Origin of the sequence: Microbacterium sp. LMC-P-041 (assembly GCF_030209555.1) — a bacterium.
Taxonomy (GTDB): domain Bacteria; phylum Actinomycetota; class Actinomycetes; order Actinomycetales; family Microbacteriaceae; genus Microbacterium.
Genome location: NZ_JARVRV010000001.1, coordinates 394,914 through 410,765, shown reverse-complemented (window position 1 = coordinate 410,765; position 15,852 = coordinate 394,914). Strand labels below are relative to the sequence as shown.

16 protein-coding genes are annotated in these 15,852 nt (G+C 68.2%); 8 read left to right on the top strand and 8 right to left on the bottom strand.

Annotated elements, in window-relative coordinates; genetic code table 11:
- Position 1 precedes the first annotated feature (1 nt).
- The gene (locus QRN21_RS02025; RefSeq protein ID WP_285363015.1) at positions 2-1,522 is read right to left on the bottom strand and encodes an ABC transporter substrate-binding protein; all 1,521 of its coding nucleotides are present in this window, start codon (positions 1,520-1,522) and stop codon (positions 2-4) included.
- Positions 1,523-1,616: 94 nt separating this feature from the next.
- Positions 1,617-2,543: an alpha/beta fold hydrolase gene (locus QRN21_RS02020; protein WP_056278309.1), complete on the bottom strand. Its 927-nt coding sequence runs from the start codon at positions 2,541-2,543 to the stop codon at positions 1,617-1,619.
- A 171-nt stretch (positions 2,544-2,714) separates the two neighbouring features.
- Between QRN21_RS02020 and QRN21_RS02015 the strand changes: the two genes are divergently transcribed.
- From QRN21_RS02015 to QRN21_RS02005, 3 genes are read left to right on the top strand one after another with little or no spacing between them, the layout of a single operon-like run.
- Positions 2,715-3,197, top strand: a complete 483-nt coding sequence (locus QRN21_RS02015; RefSeq protein ID WP_056278311.1) for a carboxymuconolactone decarboxylase family protein — start codon at positions 2,715-2,717, stop codon at positions 3,195-3,197.
- Positions 3,194-3,916 (top strand): tyrosine-protein phosphatase, encoded by a 723-nt coding sequence (locus tag QRN21_RS02010; RefSeq protein ID WP_072591075.1) that lies wholly within the window; start codon positions 3,194-3,196, stop codon positions 3,914-3,916. Before QRN21_RS02015 ends, QRN21_RS02010 begins: the two co-directional genes overlap by 4 nt.
- 33 nt (positions 3,917-3,949) lie before the next feature.
- The gene (locus QRN21_RS02005) at positions 3,950-4,420 is read left to right on the top strand and encodes an SIP domain-containing protein (RefSeq protein ID WP_285363014.1); all 471 of its coding nucleotides are present in this window, start codon (positions 3,950-3,952) and stop codon (positions 4,418-4,420) included.
- A gap of 13 nt (positions 4,421-4,433) precedes the next feature.
- Here QRN21_RS02005 and QRN21_RS02000 read toward each other — a convergent pair whose 3' ends face one another.
- The 4 genes from QRN21_RS02000 to QRN21_RS01985 form a co-directional block, all read right to left on the bottom strand.
- Complete coding sequence (locus QRN21_RS02000) at positions 4,434-4,880, bottom strand: Fe-S oxidoreductase (protein WP_285363013.1); 447 nt, start codon at positions 4,878-4,880, stop codon at positions 4,434-4,436.
- On the bottom strand, positions 4,877-5,680 hold the full coding sequence (locus QRN21_RS01995) for an arginase family protein (RefSeq protein ID WP_285363012.1): 804 nt from the start codon (positions 5,678-5,680) through the stop codon (positions 4,877-4,879). The genes QRN21_RS02000 and QRN21_RS01995 overlap by 4 nt, the downstream gene beginning before the upstream one ends.
- 68 nt (positions 5,681-5,748) lie before the next feature.
- Positions 5,749-6,492 (bottom strand): PspA/IM30 family protein, encoded by a 744-nt coding sequence (locus QRN21_RS01990; protein WP_053095704.1) that lies wholly within the window; start codon positions 6,490-6,492, stop codon positions 5,749-5,751.
- A gap of 55 nt (positions 6,493-6,547) precedes the next feature.
- Positions 6,548-8,596 carry a TPM domain-containing protein gene (locus QRN21_RS01985; protein ID WP_285363011.1) on the bottom strand — a complete coding sequence of 683 codons (2,049 nt, stop codon included), beginning with the start codon at positions 8,594-8,596 and terminating at the stop codon, positions 6,548-6,550.
- 122 nt (positions 8,597-8,718) lie between these two features.
- Here QRN21_RS01985 and QRN21_RS01980 point away from each other — a divergent pair, with 122 nt between their 5' ends.
- The 5 genes from QRN21_RS01980 to QRN21_RS01960 all read left to right on the top strand — a co-directional run bounded on the left by QRN21_RS01980 (position 8,719) and on the right by QRN21_RS01960 (position 12,780).
- Positions 8,719-9,558: a DUF3097 domain-containing protein gene (locus QRN21_RS01980; RefSeq protein WP_056278323.1), complete on the top strand. Its 840-nt coding sequence runs from the start codon at positions 8,719-8,721 to the stop codon at positions 9,556-9,558.
- A gap of 43 nt (positions 9,559-9,601) precedes the next feature.
- Complete coding sequence (gene trmB, locus QRN21_RS01975) at positions 9,602-10,327, top strand: tRNA (guanosine(46)-N7)-methyltransferase TrmB (RefSeq protein WP_053095707.1); 726 nt, start codon at positions 9,602-9,604, stop codon at positions 10,325-10,327.
- Positions 10,324-11,217, top strand: coding sequence for a CPBP family intramembrane glutamic endopeptidase (locus QRN21_RS01970; RefSeq protein ID WP_285363010.1), 894 nt, complete (start codon positions 10,324-10,326; stop codon positions 11,215-11,217). Before trmB ends, QRN21_RS01970 begins: the two co-directional genes overlap by 4 nt.
- Before the next feature lie 28 nt (positions 11,218-11,245).
- Positions 11,246-11,638 carry a DUF1304 domain-containing protein gene (locus QRN21_RS01965; RefSeq protein ID WP_053095709.1) on the top strand — a complete coding sequence of 131 codons (393 nt, stop codon included), beginning with the start codon at positions 11,246-11,248 and terminating at the stop codon, positions 11,636-11,638.
- A gap of 65 nt (positions 11,639-11,703) precedes the next feature.
- Positions 11,704-12,780: a DNA polymerase IV gene (locus QRN21_RS01960; protein ID WP_285363009.1), complete on the top strand. Its 1,077-nt coding sequence runs from the start codon at positions 11,704-11,706 to the stop codon at positions 12,778-12,780.
- A 15-nt stretch (positions 12,781-12,795) separates the two neighbouring features.
- Here QRN21_RS01960 and QRN21_RS01955 read toward each other — a convergent pair whose 3' ends face one another.
- Together QRN21_RS01955 and QRN21_RS01950 are read right to left on the bottom strand one after the other, a co-directional pair.
- Positions 12,796-13,197, bottom strand: coding sequence for a RidA family protein (locus QRN21_RS01955; RefSeq protein ID WP_056279023.1), 402 nt, complete (start codon positions 13,195-13,197; stop codon positions 12,796-12,798).
- Positions 13,198-13,285: 88 nt separating this feature from the next.
- Positions 13,286-15,847 carry a X2-like carbohydrate binding domain-containing protein gene (locus tag QRN21_RS01950; protein WP_285363008.1) on the bottom strand — a complete coding sequence of 854 codons (2,562 nt, stop codon included), beginning with the start codon at positions 15,845-15,847 and terminating at the stop codon, positions 13,286-13,288.
- Between the last annotated feature and the right edge of the window lie 5 nt (positions 15,848-15,852).

Sequence of the window (15,852 nt, the reverse complement as noted above, 5' to 3'; positions counted from 1 at the left end):
ATCACTTCTCGGTGGCCACGGTCACCCCGGCCAGGTTGATGCGGGAGTTGATCGAGTCCTCGGGGAAGCCGGTCACGAGCGGGCTCACGGCCGTGATGGTCGCACCGTTGTACAACCAGTCCGCCGCGTGGTCCTCGGACACGATGCGCGCGGCTTCGGCGAGCAGGTCCGCGGACTTGTCGGGATCGACCTCGGCCAGCGCCTCGGTGTACAGGCCCTGCACCTCGGCGTTGTCGTAGCCGAAGTAGTAGTCGGGGTTCGCGAAGTTGCCGAAGTCACGCGGCTCGACGTGCAGCACGAAGCTGAGGTCGTAGTCGTGGTTGGTGTAGACGTCCTCCAACCAGGCCGGGAACTCGACGGAGTCGACATCGAGGGTGACGCCGACCTTCTGGAAGTCCGAGATGAGCACCTTGGGGACCGTCGTTCCGTAGAAGCTGGGGATCGTCAGGGTGAGCTCGAGATCCTCCTGGCCGGCTTCTGCAAGCAACTCCTTCGCCTTCTCTGGATCGTAGGAGACGACATCGGAGAGGTCCTCGTAACCGGGGTCCAGCGCGGGGATCGGTCCGTACAGGGTGGATCCCGCACCGACGGCCTCGACGAGAGCCTCGTGATCGATCGCGAGGCGGAGTGCCTCGCGTACCCGCACGTCGTCGAGAGGCGCCTTGGCGTTGTTGAACGCGAGCGTGGCCTTGTCTGTGGTGCGGCCGGTCGTGAGGGTGAAGTCGCCGGAATCCTCGAGCTGCGGGGCGAGATTCGGGTCGACGGCTGTGAGAACCTGAACCCCGCCGTCGAGAGCGGTGTTCACTCCGGCGGTGAAGTCGGGGATGTACTGGAACTCGACCTCGGCGACTCCCGCCGGTTCGCCCCAATAGGCGTCGTTGCGGGCGAAGGTGATGGCGCTGCCCTTGTTCCAACGAGTCAGGCTGAAGGGGCCGGTTCCGTTCTCGGCGGTCTTGAGGTCGGTCGTGTCGCCCGTCTGGAAGACGAGACCCGCAGGCCCGGTGAGCGAGAACAGGAAGTTCTGGTTCGGCTCCGTGAGCACGATCTGCACCGTCGCGGGGTCCGGGGCGGTGATAGAGGCCACCGAGGCGAACTCGGCGTTGCCCTGCAGCGTCGCGTCCGTGCGGACGGCCTCGTACGAGGCGACCACGTCGGCCGAGGTGAGTGCGGTTCCGCTGTGGAACGTGATGCCCTCGTTGAGGGTGAACGTGTAAGTGAGTCCGTCGTCGGAGACCTCGTAGTCCGAGGCGAGGCGGGGCACGATCTCGTTCTCCTGCGTCCGGCTGATCAGACCCTCGTAGATGTTGTCGATGAGGATCTGTTCGAGGGCGGCGCCGCTGGTGTGACGGATGTCGAGATTGGTGGGTTCGAGGACGAGCCCCACCTGGAGCGTCGCGTCGGGATCGGGCTCTCCGACGGGCTCAGTGGTCTCGGGCTCTGCGGCACCCGCGCAGGCGGTGAGGACGATGGCGCTCGCCGCGATGGCGGAGATCAGCGCGAGTCGTCGCGTACGTCGGAACATGGGTTGTTTCCTCTCGGTGCGGCAGTTGCTGTGTGCCGATGGATCGAGCCTAGGGATGTGTCGGGTGGGTGAGGGCGGAATGTGGAACGGAACGTCACATTCCGTGCGGCGGGAGCGAGGACGAGATCACCGCGGCGAGCTGCCCGGGCGCGGTCTCCTGAACGTTGTGGGTGGCCTGGACGGCGACCACGCGGGCCTGAGGCAGACGATCGGCGAACTCCTGCGCATCCGCTGCGGTCACGAAGCCGTCGATCGCGCGGAGGAGCGTGAGGGGTGCCGACGTCTGCGAGAGATCCTGCCAGCCGGTGGTGTGAAGTGCGGACGGCGCCGAGACGTCGCCGCGGTCGTGCGCAGCGAGCGTCTGGGCCGCGAGGTGCGCGAAGTGGTGCTTCCACTCGACGCGGCCGTCGGCGCGCACGCGGGTGTTCAGGAACACGCCCCGCTCGGTCTCAGACCTGGCGCCCCCGAACCCGAACGTGATCGCGCGGTCGACGAGCTCGTCGCGCGTCTCGAAATCCGTGGGGCCGGCGTAGAACTCGCGTAGGGCGGCGGGCCCGGCGGACGTGTCGATGCCCGGGGTGATGTCGACCACGATCAGCCCCGACACGAGGTCGGGACGGGCAGCGGCAAGAGCTGCGCCGGTGAGGCCGCCGAGCGAGTGACCCACGACCAGCTGCGGGGCGTCCGTCCAGGCGTCGAGCGCCGCGGCGACGTCGAGGGCGAGAGTGCGAGGGGTGTAATCGAGGTCGTCGCGCCACGACGAGTCGCCGTGACCGGCGAGGTCGATCGCCAGCACCGGCTGCTGGAGCGCGAGCACCGTCGTGTCCCACGTGTGCGCATTGAGACCGGCGCCGTGCAGCAGTGTCACTCGAGGTGCCTCGTCGCCGAATCGCAGCGCGCTCACCTGGCGGCCGTCCGGCAGGGGCAGCGTCACGCGTCGAACGGACGGTTCGGAGACCCCCATCGTCTGCGCCTGTGCGGGAAGATAGCTGAACTCGCTGGTGTCGATCGCCACCTGCATATTCTGCTCTGCTTCGAGGGTGGTGGGGAAATGCGGGAGCATTATGTTTGCCGTAACCCGGCTCACCCTTGGCGAAAAGGTATCAAATCGGCGCTGTCATTTCGCGCTCTGCATTCTCGCTTCCTGTGAGCGGCTCGCCAGCTTGAGTGCACAACGGAATATCATTGAGCCATGAGCGAGACGCGAGTGCACCTCTCAAAGACCGAGCCGGCGGCCTACCAGGCGCTCGACGCCTTCGCCCGCACTGTGGGAGACATCTGCGCAGCCAACGGGATCGACGATCGGCTCAAGGAGATCGTGATGATCCACTCGTCGCAGCTCAACGGGTGCAGCTACTGCACGCGTCTGCATGTGGATCGCGCGCTCAAGGCGGGCATCGACACCGACACGCTCATGCAGATCGCGACGTGGCGCGAGAGCAATGTCTTCAGTGACCGCGAGGAAGCCGCGCTCGAGCTCGCCGAGGCTTTCACCTTCATCTCCGAGGAGGGCATCTCCGACGACGTGTACGACCGGGTCGGTGGAGTGTTCACCGAGAAGGAGTACGCGGCACTGAGCTGGGCCTGCATCTCGATCAACGCCTTCAACCGAGTCGTGATCGCCGGACGGTACCCGGTTCCGCCGCGCTCGCCGCAGGCTCAGGCGCAGGCATGAGCGTTCTCGAGGTCGACGGGGTCAACAACTTCCGCGACGTCGGAGGGATGCTCGCAGACGGTGGTCGGATCCGTTCGGGCGTGCTGTTGCGATCCGGCCAGCTCTCGGCGGCGACCACTGCCGGGGTGAACGAGGTCCGTCGCCGCGTCGCTCACATCGTCGATCTCCGCGACGGCGAAGAGGTCGCCGCAGAGCCGACCGAGATCGAGGGTCCCGACACCACTCACCTTCCGCTGTTCCTCGGATCCGTGCGGTCGTTCTTCGAGACGGACACGAGCCTGGAGGATCTCTATCTGCACCTGCTCGAGGAGAGCGGAGATCGGCTCGTCGCCGCGATCCGCATCATCGCCGAGGGGGAGCCGACTCTCGTTCACTGCACGGTCGGCAAGGACCGCACCGGGGTGACCGTCGCGCTCGCACTCGCCGCAGTGGGCGCCGACCGTGAGGCGATCGTCGCGGACTACGCGCTCACGGAGTCGCTGCTGCCCGCCGAGCGGTCGCAGCGCATCGCCGCGTACCTGAGGTCGCAGCATCCGCAGGCGGTGCACGCCGTCGCTCTGGCGACGCAGTCGCCGGCACCGGTGATGCGGGCGCTGCTCGAGCAGGTCGACGAACGTTGGGGTTCGGCCGCCGGCTATCTGCGCGCGAACGGGATGACGGACCAGGAACTCGAGTCTCTGCGACGCGCACTGGTGGAAGAAGTCCCCGAGCAAGGTTAGGCAACCCTTCATGTGCTGTATGATGGATGCATCATGGAGACCTTCCTCGAGACCCGCAGCACGCGTGCCGAGCGCCGCGCCGCACGTCGCCGTGCTCACCACCTGGTGACGGCCGACGAGCACTCGCTCACCGAGCTCGAGGTCTTCCTCGCCACTCTGCCGCTGTGCGCGTCGGGTCGGATCTTCATCGAGGTCGCCGACGCGTCCGACATCGGCGTGATCGAAGCCCCTGGACGCATGACGGTCACGTGGCTCGCTCGATCTCAGCGATCGGGCGCACCGGGAAGCGGGCGAGCGTGCGCACCCGGCGAGGCTCTCGCCCGAGCGACCTGCGCGTGGGCAGACGAGATGCTCTTCGACGACGAGCTCGACACCCACATCACTCTTCTCGGAGGCTTCCTCGGCACGGCTGACATCGTCGAGCACCTGACGGGCGCCCTCGAGATCCAGCCTGCTCAGATCCACGCTCCGGAGCGCTTCGGGCTGCTGCCCGTCGACCGCTGAGCGCTTCCGCGCTCTACGGCCGCGACCTGCTGCGGCGGACGTAGTTGCCGTCTTCCAGGCCTGCCTCGATCTCGAAGCGGTTGCGCAGCGGATCCCTGCCCGCGAACAGGTAGAGCACCGGAAGCAGGATGCCGTAGCGCAGCCACTGCGCCTTGTGCACCGCCTCGTGGCGCAGCACGGCGTCGCTCGGACGGGCGTCACCCGTCAGGAAGCAGCCGCCGACGCACACTCCGCCGCGGTTGAACGTCCAGTTCGGCATCCCCTGGAACACCCACAGGCCCGCTCGGCGTTCGACGGGACCCGTGCTCCACAGGGACCCCCAGATCCATCCCACGGACGTGCCCCACCAGTAGCCGATCCGGCTGATCGGCGAACGCAGGAGGAACGCGGGGATCCGGCGGTCGAGTCTCCGACCGCGAGCCACAGCGCGCTCGGCGGCCGGCCGCCAGTCGGACGTCATGCGACGGCTCCGACGAGACGGAGCAGCGCGCCGAGGTCGTCGACCGCGTCAGCGGGTGAGCGAGGGGCGAACCCCGCGATGGTGGCGCCCGCCAGCGGCACACGGGACCGCAGTGCGCGGATCGCGGTGCTCAGACTCGCGGGCGAGAGTCCGAACGGTGCGGGGGAGGAGACACCGGCGATCTCCGCAGGGTCGAGCACATCGACGTCGATGTGCACCCATACGCGGCGCGCGCCGGTCGCTTCGACCGCGTCGGCGAGAGCGTCGGGCGATTCCAGATCGTCGACGGAGAGCTGGGCGAGGCCGTCGAGGGCGGTGACCTCGTCGTCGTCGAGATTGCGCATGCCCACCGTGACCACCCGATCGCGGGGGATCCCGGGCGAGAGCGCGAGTTGAGGCTCTCCGTCGCCGAGTACCGCGCGGAGCGCCATGCCGGAGAACGCTCCGGAGGGTGAGGTGTCCGGCGTGTGCAGGTCGGCGTGGGCATCGCACCACACGACGGCCAGGTCGTCGGTTCCGCCGGGAAGAGCCGCCAGGGCGGCGACGGTCACGCTGCAGTCGCCGCCGATGATCACGGTGTCGGCGGTCATGCCGGTTTCGACGAGCTCTCGGTTGCGAAGGAGAGCGCTGAGTCGGCGGACGCCGGTGCCGAGGGATTCACCGGCTTCGACCGGCACATCGAGCACCGTGGTCGCGGCACGCGGAAGGTCGCCGGCGATCGCCGAGGCGCCGTCGACGAGCAGCATCGCGCGAGCGGCGGGGGAGCCCTGCCACTGCGGGACGACGAGGAAACGCACCATGGGTGCCTCCAGCTGAGAAGAGGAGCGGGTGCCTCGGACACGAGGATCCGAGGCACCCGCAGGGTGTATCAGGAGCCTTCGATGGCCTGGCGAGGGGCGGAGCCGCCCGCCTTCAGCTCGGCGAGACGAGCCTCGACCTCGGTCAGCTCACCGAGGTCTTCGAGGCTCTCGAACTGAGCGTCGAGGCTGGATGCCGCGAGCTCGATCTTGCCTTGGGCGAGGGCCTCCTGACGGCGGACCTTGTCTTCGAAACGTCCCAGCTCGCTGGTGGGGTCGAGGACGTTGATCGAGGAGACCGCATCCTGCACCTTCGTCTGAGCCTCGGCGACCTTGGCGCGGGCGAGCAGCTCGCTGCGCTTGTTCTTCAGCTCGCCGAGCTTGTCCTTCATGCCGTTGAGGCCGGACTTCAGCTTGTCGACGATCTCGGTCTGAGCGGCGATCTGCGGCTCGGCCCCGGTCGCCTCGCGCTCGGCGCTGATCTGGCGCTGCAGAGCGATCTTCGCGAGGTTGTCGAACTTGTCGGCATCGGCGGCGTCGCCGGTGGAGCGCATCTCGTCGGCCTTGCGGCTGGCGGCGAGAGCCTTGTTGCCCCACTCGGTGGCTGCCTGGACGTCTTCCTCGTGGTCGCGCTCCAGCAGACGCAGGTTGCCGATGGTCTCGGCGATGGCCGACTCCGCGTCGGCGATGCTGTTCGTGTAGTCGCGAACGAGCTGGTCGATCATCTTCTGCGGGTCTTCCGCAGAGTCCAGGAGCGAGTTGATGTTCGCGCGGACGAGGGTCGAGATACGTCCGAAGATGGACTGCTTGGTCATGCGTGGTTCCTTTCAGAGGGTCGGACTCGATGTCTGGGGTCGATAGGTGTGCGGTTCAGAAGCGTCGCCCTCCCGAACGGCCGCTGCGGCCGCTGGAGCGGCTGCCGCCGCCTCCACCGAAACCGGAGCTGCGGAACCCGCCGCCACCGCTGGAACGCCAGCTGCTGCTGCGCGAGGAGCCGCCGCCTCCGCCGCCGCCCGAGAGCAGACCGCCGATGATGCCGCCCAGGATGTCGCCACCCAGGCCGGAACCGCCGGAGCCTGATCCGCCGCCGAAGATGCTGCCGCCGGCGCCGCCCCATCCGCTCTCATAGCGGCTCGGGCTCATGGCCGCGACATCCGCCTGGGCGGATGAGGTGGCCTGCCGGGCGAGTTCGAGCGCGCGTCCTGCTTCTGCGAGCGCGGTCTCGGGATCCGACGACCGCAGACTCACGGCCTGAGTGAGGGTCGCGTCGGCCTGGGAGAGGCGGGTGCGAGCCGTGGAGCCGACGGTTCCCCGCCGCGTCTCGATGTACTCGCGCGCTGCTCGGATCTCTGAGCCCGCCTGCGTCAGGGTCTGCTCGAGAAGCTGCTGCACGCGTCGCGCCCGTTCCACGGCCTGGGTGCCCTCCGCGATCGCGGCGTCGATCTGCGTGTTCGCCGCGCTGAGCGCTTCGAGCACGCGCTGCGGACTGCGCGATGCTCCGGAGAGGTCGGCCTGCGCACGCTGCAGCTGCTGCGAGGTTGCGGCCGCGACCGCGGCGAGCGTGCCTCCGGCGTCAGGCAGCTGCTGTGCCGCGACGATGTCGGCCTGCAGCTCGGCGACGAGAGCCTGCGCCTGCGATTCGATACGGGAGAGTTCGGTGCCCAGCGCGGTGATGGCCTCGACCAGCTGTGTCGCCTGCGCCACCGACTGCTCGGCCGTGCGGATGGCGAACGCCGCCTCGCCGGAGCGACCGGCCGCTATCGCCTGCTGCGCGGCCTCGATCGAGCGGTCGGCCAGGGCTACCCGCTCCTGAGCCTGTGCCGGGTTGTCGGACACCGTGCTCAGTGCCGATGCGTCGTAGGTGGCGGACAGCGCGGCTAGAGCGGGAGCCGCGGAAGTCAGAAGCGGGACGAGAGCGGCTCGCTCGCCGCGGACTCTGTCGAGTTCCTGTGGTGCGTTCTGCTCGAGCTTGCGGAGCGCGTCGAACGCGTCGGTGTTCTCGTCGAGGACGTCGTCGATCTCGTCGCACAGCCGGATGATGCGGATGTGCCAGGCGCGGCGATCGTGGACGGTGTCCTCGATCTCGTCGTCGAGCTTCTGCTTCAGATCGAAGGCCTCGGACATCTTCGACTTCGCGGTCTCGACTGCTCCGCTGAACTCGGCGGTCGCCGCGTCGCCGAACTGGGCGACGGCGAAGCCGAGCTCCTCGCGGCTCGAGGTGATCGCATCGTCCGCCTGCACGAGTGCGGCCCCCGCCTGCGTCTCCACCTGCTCGTCGGTCAGCGTGGAGAACGGATCGTTCGGATCGGGCGTCTCGGGCATGGCGCCACGCCTGCGGATCGCGGCATTGCGACGCGCGCGGCGAATGAGGGCGATGATCAGCCAGATGATCAGGCCGACCGCGATGACGGCGACCACGATCAGTGTGGCCCGTAGAGCGCCCGCACCGCCGTCGCCCTCGATCTCGTCGGCGGCGAGGACGATCATGCCCTCCCAGTCCTCTTGTGCGGCCAGACCCTGGATCTTGTCTTCCACGTCGTCGAGCTTGCTGTCGCTGAGCGGGCCGTCGGGTGCTGCCGAGATGTAGTAGCTGCGTCCCTCTACCGCGATCGCGAGCAGGTACTGCTCGGAGCCGAGGTTGTTGTTCTCTGCGACGGTATCGGCCCAGGCGACGTTGTCGGTCGGCGAGGTGAAGTCATCGACGAGGACGACGAAGAGATCGGACGAGGAATTGTCGCTGAGCGTCTGGAGTCGAGCCTCGACGGCGTCCTCTTGGCTTGGGCTGAGGACGTCGGCGTCGTCCGTCACGTATCCCGAGTCGAGCGTCACGGGGTCGGTCGCGGAGGCAGCAGATGCGGAGAACGCGGCTGCTGCAGCCGCCGCAGTCAGTGCGGCCAGCGCCAGCCACCGTGTCTTCATCGTGTTCCCTCCGACCGGCAGCCGAGCCCCATGGCACGAGTCTATGCACAGAGGCCGACACGCGACACCTTCCGAGGGGGGATAGCCGTTCGCCCTCAGCGGAGACACATACGCTGGATGGCATGGACGACAGGTATGGATCCGATGTGCTCGCTGCCGGCTGGAGGGAACGAGCAGCCAAGCCGGTGCCGCAGGTTCCCGCCGAGCTCGATCTCGTCGTCGAGGTGGCGCAGGACGGATTCTGCGGAGCGGTCACACGGGTGCAGGGCGGCAACGTCGAACTCGAGGACCGGGTGGGGCGCAAGCGCCTCTTCCCGCTCGGAGGCGGGTTCCTGATCGACGGATCACCGGTGCGGCTCACGGTCCCGGCCGCGAAGGAGCAGGGCCTCCGACGCACGGCATCCGGCTCGTTCGTCGCCGCCGATCAACGAGCCAGGGTCGCGCTTCCCAGCCGGATCCTGGTCGAGGGCAAGCACGACGCCGAGCTGGTCGAGAAGGTATGGGGAGCGGACCTGCGGGTCGAGGGCGTCGTCGTCGAGTTCCTGCAGGGAGTCGACCTGCTCGACGAGCTGCTCGCCGCAGAGCCTCCCAGCGCATCGCGCCGCTACGGGGTCCTCGTGGATCACCTCGTGCCCGGGTCGAAGGAATCGCGCATCGCCGACGCCGTCGCCCGGGGTCCGCACGGCAGGCATGTGAAGATCGTCGGCCACCCGTTCGTGGATGTCTGGCAGTGCGTCACCCCTCGGGCTCTCGGTATCGCGAGATGGCCGGAGATCCCTCGGGGCACGGACTGGAAGACCGGGATCTGCCGCGCATTCGGGTGGCCGTACGAGACGCAGGCGGACACCGGTCGCGCCTGGCAGCACATCCTGTCGAAGGTGCACACCTACCGCGACCTCGAGCCCGCGCTCCTCGGTCGGGTGGAGGAGCTGATCGACTTCGTGACGGCACCCGCCTCCTGACCCGCGGTCGGTGGCGTTCAGCGCCGCCGACTACCCTGGAAGCATGCCCGAACCCCGCACCTTCCGCGACGAACCGGTCTCCTTCGTGCGCCGCAGCGGCCGGATGTCCGATGCTCAGGAGCGCGCGTTCGAAGAGCTCGGACCGCACTACCTCCTCGACGTGCCCCGCGATGTCGCCTGGACCTCGGTGCACCCGGAGGCGCGTCTGGATCCCGCCTCCGAGTACGGGCGGGATGCGGACCTGTACGTCGAGATCGGCTCCGGTCAGGGGCACGCCATCGTCGCCGCCGCATCGTCCCGCCCCGACGACGACTTCCTCGCGGTCGAGGTCTTCCGCGCGGGTCTCGCCAGGACCATGCTCGACGCCGACCGCGAAGGCGCTCGCAACGTCCGCGTGGTCGAGGCGAATGCGCCGGAGGTGCTCTCGTCGTACCTCCCCGAAGCGGCAGCGGCAGAGGTCTGGATCTTCTTCCCTGATCCGTGGCACAAGAAGAAGCACACCAAGCGCCGTCTCGTCCGCCAGGGGTTCGCCGACACCGCCGCTCGCGCACTCCGTGACGGCGGTCTGCTCCGCCTCGCGACCGACTGGGAGGACTACGCGCTGCAGATGCGCGAGGTGCTCGACGCGGAGCCTCTGTTCGAGCGCGCCTTCGACGGCGACTGGGCCGAGCGATTCGATGGACGCGTCATGACCGCATTCGAACGCAAGGGGATCGCCAAGGGGCGAGACATCCGCGATCTCGTGTATCGGCGGAAGTCGCGCGCGTGATCACCGCGCAGCGCATCTCGGCGACGTGGCCGGCGGTCGTCTCCGCGCTCCTCGTGTGCGCTGCGGCGCCGGCGTTCTTCGTGGTGCAGATCCCGTGGCTCGGCTGGGCGCTGCTCGCACTCGGCGTCGGGAGCGCGTGGCTCGTCGAGCGCCGTCTGCCGGTGACGGCGGATCAGACGGTGCGCGTGGGCACGCGTCGCGAGAGCGCGCGAGTCGTGGGGACCAGCCGTCAGCCCTCACTCACCAGGGACCTGTCCCTGATCGCCCTCGGCATGCTCATCGTCAGCGTGATCCCGCTCGCGGCAGAGCTCGACAACCTCGCGATGCTGCGGTTCACGCTCGCCCTCGGCGGCGCGGTGGCGGTTCCGTACGTCGTCTCCCGCTTCGTGTTCCGCGACCGGGCGATCGGCTTCCCGTGGCGGGCGCACCGCCGGTGGGGGCGCCTGCAGTGGGGCTGGCTCGTCGCCGTCCTGGTGCTCGGCTGGCTGATCCTGCCGTTCTACTTCATCACCAGCGGCGTCTATCAGAACTGGCCGGTCGTGGACTCGCCCGACCTCATCGCCCGGCTGTTCGTCGGCGTCGGAGCGGTCGGCATCTGGGACGAGCTGTTCTTCATCTGCACCGTCTTCGCCCTGCTGCGCAGGCATTTCCCCGACGCCCTCGCCAACGTGCTGCAGATGATCGTGTTCGTCTCATTCCTGTGGGAGCTGGGCTATCGCGAGTGGGGACCGCTGCTGACCATCCCGTTCGCGCTGCTGCAGGGGTTCATCTTCATGCGGACGCACTCGCTGGCCTATGTCGTCACGGTGCACCTGCTGTTCGATGCGGTGGTGTTCGGGGTGCTCGTACACGCCCACAACCCCGGGCTTCTGCCGATCTTCCTGATCTAGCGCGAGCGGACATCGATACGATCGAGTCATGCTCATCGTCGGACTCGTCCTCGCCGCGGCCGCTGCCGCCTTCCACGTCTTCATCTTCGCGCTCGAGTCGCTGAGATGGACAGAGCCCGAGACGAGGAAGATCTTCGGCGTCGCGAGCGAGGCGGACGCCCTCACGACGAAGGCGCTCGCCTTCAACCAGGGCTTCTACAACCTGTTCCTCGCGCTGACCGCGCTGCTCGGCGTCGGCTTCGTGATCATCGGCTTCACAACGGTGGGACTGACTCTCGTGTTCGCCGGAACGGGGATGATGCTCGCCGCCGCACTGGTGCTGATCCTCTCCGATCGCACGAAGGCGCGCGCCGCAGTGATGCAGGGCACGCTGCCGCTCCTCGCCGTGATCGCGACCGCGATCGCCGTCTCGATCGGCTGATCTCGGTGATGCGCTGATCGTGTCCGAGGGGTGACAACTCGCTCGGCACGGGCCACACTCGGTGCATGACCGACTGGGTGCTGCACGTCGACATGGATCAGTTCATCGCTGCGGTCGAGGTGCTGCGCCGACCGGAGCTCGCCGGGCTCCCCGTGATCGTCGGCGGCCGGGGCGACCCGACGGAGCGCGCCGTCGTGTCGACGGCGTCGTACGAGGCGCGGAAGTTCGGCATCGGATCCGGGATGCCGCTGAAGATCGCGGCACGCAAGGCGCCTGAGAACGCGGTCTTCCTGCCGGTGGACCACGACGCGTATGAATCGGCCTCCACCGAGGTGATGTCGACACTGCGTGCACTGCCCGGGGTGGTGCTCGAGGTCATCGGCTGGGACGAATGCTTTCTCGGCGTGACCACGGACGACCCCGAGCAGACGGCGCGCAGCGCGCAGAACGCGGTGCTCGAGTCGACGGCACTGCACTGCTCGGTCGGCATCGGCGACAACAAGGTGCGGGCCAAGATCGCCACCGAGTTCGGCAAGCCCCGGGGCGTCTTCCGGCTCACCGCCGAGAACTGGTTCGACGTGATGGGAGACCGGCCTACTCGGGACCTGTGGGGAGTCGGCCCGAAGGTTCAGAAGCGGCTCGCCACCCACGGCATCACGACGGTCCGGGAACTCGCTGACGCGGACGAGGCAGAGCTCATCGCGGAGTTCGGACCGCGGATGGGCGTCTGGTACCACGGGCTGGGCTCGGGTCTCGGTCCGACCGTGGTCGACAGCACCCCATGGGTGGCCCGCAGCCACAGTCGCGAGATGACGTACCAGCAGAACCTCACGACGACTGCAGAGGTTCAGGCGGCGCTGACCGAACTGGCGGGGCAGGCCTTCGACGACTGCGCCGCCGAGGGGCGCCCGGTCGTCCGCGTGCATCTGAAGGTGCGCTATGCGCCGTTCGAGACCAAGACCTTCGGCCGCAAGTTGCCGGAGCCGACCACCCGGCGCGCGACGGTCATCGAGGCGGCACTTGCGCTCGGTGCCACGCTCGATCACGACCGGGAGGTCAGACTGCTCGGCGTCCGCGCGGAGATGGCCATGCCCGAGGGCGGTGACTCGGCCGAGCGGACCCCGGTGCGCGGAAGGATCTGAGTCGGCGCGCCGCGGTCATTCACGGATGACGGCGGCGATCGCGCTCACCTCGATCACTGCGCCCGGGACGCCGAGCCCGGCCACGAGGGCTGCGGTCACCAGCGGAGGGGCGCCATCACGGGCGAGCGTCGCTGCGACGGCACCGTAGGCGGCACGAAGATCGGCATCCTGGTGGATGTAGATCGTCCAGCTGATGACATCGTCGAGGCCTGCGCCCGCCGACTCGAGCGCGATCCGAGCGTTCTCGACCGCGCGGAGCGACTGCTCGGCGGCATCCGTCGAGACGAGCGCGCCCGTCTCATCGACGCCGTTCTGGCCGCCGACGTGGATCGTCGTGGCCCCGGGCGGGACGACGGCGACATGACTGAAGGCGGGGCTCACGACGAGTCCCGCCGGCTGTGCGAGTGTGATCTCCATCTGCAGAGTGTGCATCCGGGGGCGGACATCCGCGAGAGGGTTCGTCGGCGGTGCGTCGGGGCGGGCACGGGGCCCGCCCCGACGGGGGTCAGCCGACCTTCTTGACCGTGTATCGGAACACGTCCGTGCGGAGCACGTCTCCTGACGTCTTCACGACCTTGATCGTGTGCTCGCCGTCCTTCAGCCCGGTCGCCTCGAACAGGGTCTGATTCGAGACGCGCGACTCGGCGTGGGTGTCGACGCTCTTCACCTTCTTGCCGTCGATGTACACATCGACGGCTCCCTGGTCGGGTGCCTTCGGGCCGAGCCACGCGACGCCCGTCCCGCGGAACGTGAACGACACGGAGTCGCCGTCGGCCGTGGTGGCGTGGACATCGTCGAGATGGTCTCCGGTGAACGCGAAGTCCAGCGTCGCGTCTCCCACCGGGAGCGCGGCGAGGTACGACGACTTCAGTGTGACCGTCGATCCGGACAGCGTGTAGTCGGCGTCGCGCTCGAGCGGCTCACCGCCGAGGCTGATCGAGGAGAGCTCGCTCGGGTCGCGCAGCACATCGACCGTCACGTCGGCGGGAGCGGCCTTGTTGAACGCACCCGAGGTCGTGCTCAGCTGGCTGTCGAGAGTGACGACGAGCTTGTCGAGCAGCATGAAGGATCCGGACTTCTTGACCACCCGCAGGGTGTGACTTCCGCTCGCGAGATCGGCGACGGCGTAGACCACCTGCTGGGAGAGGCGCCCGTCGGCCGCGGGCAGCGAGGTGTCGACGGTCTCGACCAGCTGTCCGTCGAGGTAGACCTCGACCTCGCCCTGCGATTCGTGCTTCTCGGTGACGTACTGGATCCCGGTTCCCTGGAACGTGTACTCGAAGGCCGCTCCGTTCGTCTCGACGTAGTGGACGTCGTCGCCGTGGTCGCCCAGCCCGCGGTTGTTGCTGTCGCCCCACGACCCGCTGTAGCCGATGCGTGAATCGTCGTCGTTCAGGGTCACTGTCAGCCCGGTGGCGGGCGGTTCGGGCGTGCCTCCACCCGGGGTGTCGGACACCGCGACGGTGAAGGGCTGCGATGTCGCAGGGACCTCGTTGCCGTCGTTGCGCATCCACGCCCCGTCGTAGCCGACCCGCAGCGAGTCGTCGTTGACGGTGAGTGCCGCCTGCTTCGCGGGCGTCACCTTCAGAAGGCGCACGCCGTGGATCGGCACGCTCTCGGCGGTGAAGCCCTCCGCTTCCGATCCCAGGTTCTTGCCGGCCCAGAGATCGCGGACCTTCGCGGAGCCGTCGAGTCCGATGTCGGACCAGTCGACCGTGATGTCGGCGTCTGCACGGCCCAGGTTGTACAGCGCCACGGTGTAGGTGCCATCCGGGTTCAGTGCGTACCAGACCTGCTGCTTCGTCGCCGTCGAGACGGGGCGAGCGGGCACGCCTGCCTGGTTCACGGCGATGACCTCACGGTTGGTGATCAGCTCGAGCCCGTACTCGTCGAGGTTCGTCAGATCGTTGCCCAGGTACATCGGCGCCGCGGAGGTCGCCCAGAGCGTCGTCGCGGTGCGGCGTTCGTCGCGCGTGAGGCCGTCCATCTTCCCGTTGCCCACGTTGAGGGAGTCGAGGTCGTTCCAGCCTGCGGGCCCGGCGTGGCGCCACCAGTCCGAGAGCCTCGGGAACAGGCGAGCGACGTTCTCCCAGGTGGTCAGGGCCTCATCGCCGCAGTAGCACTCGACGTCCCAGTCGATGCGCCAGCCGTCTGCATACTGCTTCCAGTAGTCCGCGTAGTCGATGTCGACGGCCCAGGAGAGCTCGAACCAGATGTCGTTGCGGCCGAGCGCCCGAGACCAGGCGGCGACCTCCTCGCGGGCGTCCATCGACAGGTCGCTGATTCCGGAGCCGGGGGTGACGCTGTCGAACTTGATGAAGTCGACTCCCCATTCGCCGAGCAGATCGGCGATCGAGTCGATGTACTTCTCGGTGCAAGGGTTGTCGAAGTCGAGTCGGTACCCGAAGCCCCAGTAGTCGCCCTGCTGGAGAGGCTGCTTGAGCAGATTCTCGGTCGTGCAGCCGGGAGCGCCGTAGATCGGGAGCGCCTTCTGTGCCGTCTCGAGGCTCATCCCGGGAATCAGATACAGACCCACCTTCTGGCCGTTGTCGTGCACGTGGTCGATCACCGCGTCGAGGCCGTCGGGGAACAGTGTCGTGCTGGGAATGGGGCGTCCGTATTCGTCCTGGCCTCCGTTCCAGCCGGCGTCGATGTTGATGTAGTCGTAGCCGTAATCCTGGAGCTTGTCATGCATGGCATCCGACTGAGCCATGATCTGATCGGCGGTGATCCATTGGCCTCCTTCGTACACCTGCATGCTGTAGCTGCTCCAGCCCATGTAGGGGGCGGTCGATCGGTTCGAGATGCCGTCTTCGGTCTCGTCCGCAGGCGTGCGCGTCGCATCCGCCGGTGGCTCCTGCTCCGGGGTGCTCGAGGGAGCAGGTTCCGGTGCCGGCTCTTCAGTCGGTGCCGGCTCTTCGGTCGGTGCCGGGTCGTCCGTCGGCGCGGGAGCCGTCGTCGGCGTCGTCTCCGGCGCCGGAGTCGGTTCCGGTGTCGCCTCGGTGGCCCAGCTCGCGCCAGGTGCCAGAGCGAGGACGATCGCTGTCGCGGCGAGTGCCGCGGTCAACGAGG

Coding starts and splice junctions, on each gene's coding strand:
- QRN21_RS01980 (WP_056278323.1), top strand. CDS start 8,719: ATGGACGACAGGTATGGATCCGATGTGCTCGCTGCCGGCTGGAGGGAA.
- QRN21_RS01965 (WP_053095709.1), top strand. CDS start 11,246: ATGCTCATCGTCGGACTCGTCCTCGCCGCGGCCGCTGCCGCCTTCCAC.
- QRN21_RS02005 (WP_285363014.1), top strand. CDS start 3,950: ATGGAGACCTTCCTCGAGACCCGCAGCACGCGTGCCGAGCGCCGCGCC.
- QRN21_RS01995 (WP_285363012.1), bottom strand. CDS start 5,680: ATGGTGCGTTTCCTCGTCGTCCCGCAGTGGCAGGGCTCCCCCGCCGCT.
- QRN21_RS02020 (WP_056278309.1), bottom strand. CDS start 2,543: ATGCAGGTGGCGATCGACACCAGCGAGTTCAGCTATCTTCCCGCACAG.
- QRN21_RS01960 (WP_285363009.1), top strand. CDS start 11,704: ATGACCGACTGGGTGCTGCACGTCGACATGGATCAGTTCATCGCTGCG.
- QRN21_RS02025 (WP_285363015.1), bottom strand. CDS start 1,522: ATGTTCCGACGTACGCGACGACTCGCGCTGATCTCCGCCATCGCGGCG.
- QRN21_RS01955 (WP_056279023.1), bottom strand. CDS start 13,197: ATGGAGATCACACTCGCACAGCCGGCGGGACTCGTCGTGAGCCCCGCC.
- QRN21_RS02010 (WP_072591075.1), top strand. CDS start 3,194: ATGAGCGTTCTCGAGGTCGACGGGGTCAACAACTTCCGCGACGTCGGA.
- QRN21_RS02000 (WP_285363013.1), bottom strand. CDS start 4,880: ATGACGTCCGACTGGCGGCCGGCCGCCGAGCGCGCTGTGGCTCGCGGT.
- QRN21_RS01990 (WP_053095704.1), bottom strand. CDS start 6,492: ATGACCAAGCAGTCCATCTTCGGACGTATCTCGACCCTCGTCCGCGCG.
- QRN21_RS02015 (WP_056278311.1), top strand. CDS start 2,715: ATGAGCGAGACGCGAGTGCACCTCTCAAAGACCGAGCCGGCGGCCTAC.
- QRN21_RS01985 (WP_285363011.1), bottom strand. CDS start 8,596: ATGAAGACACGGTGGCTGGCGCTGGCCGCACTGACTGCGGCGGCTGCA.
- trmB (WP_053095707.1), top strand. CDS start 9,602: ATGCCCGAACCCCGCACCTTCCGCGACGAACCGGTCTCCTTCGTGCGC.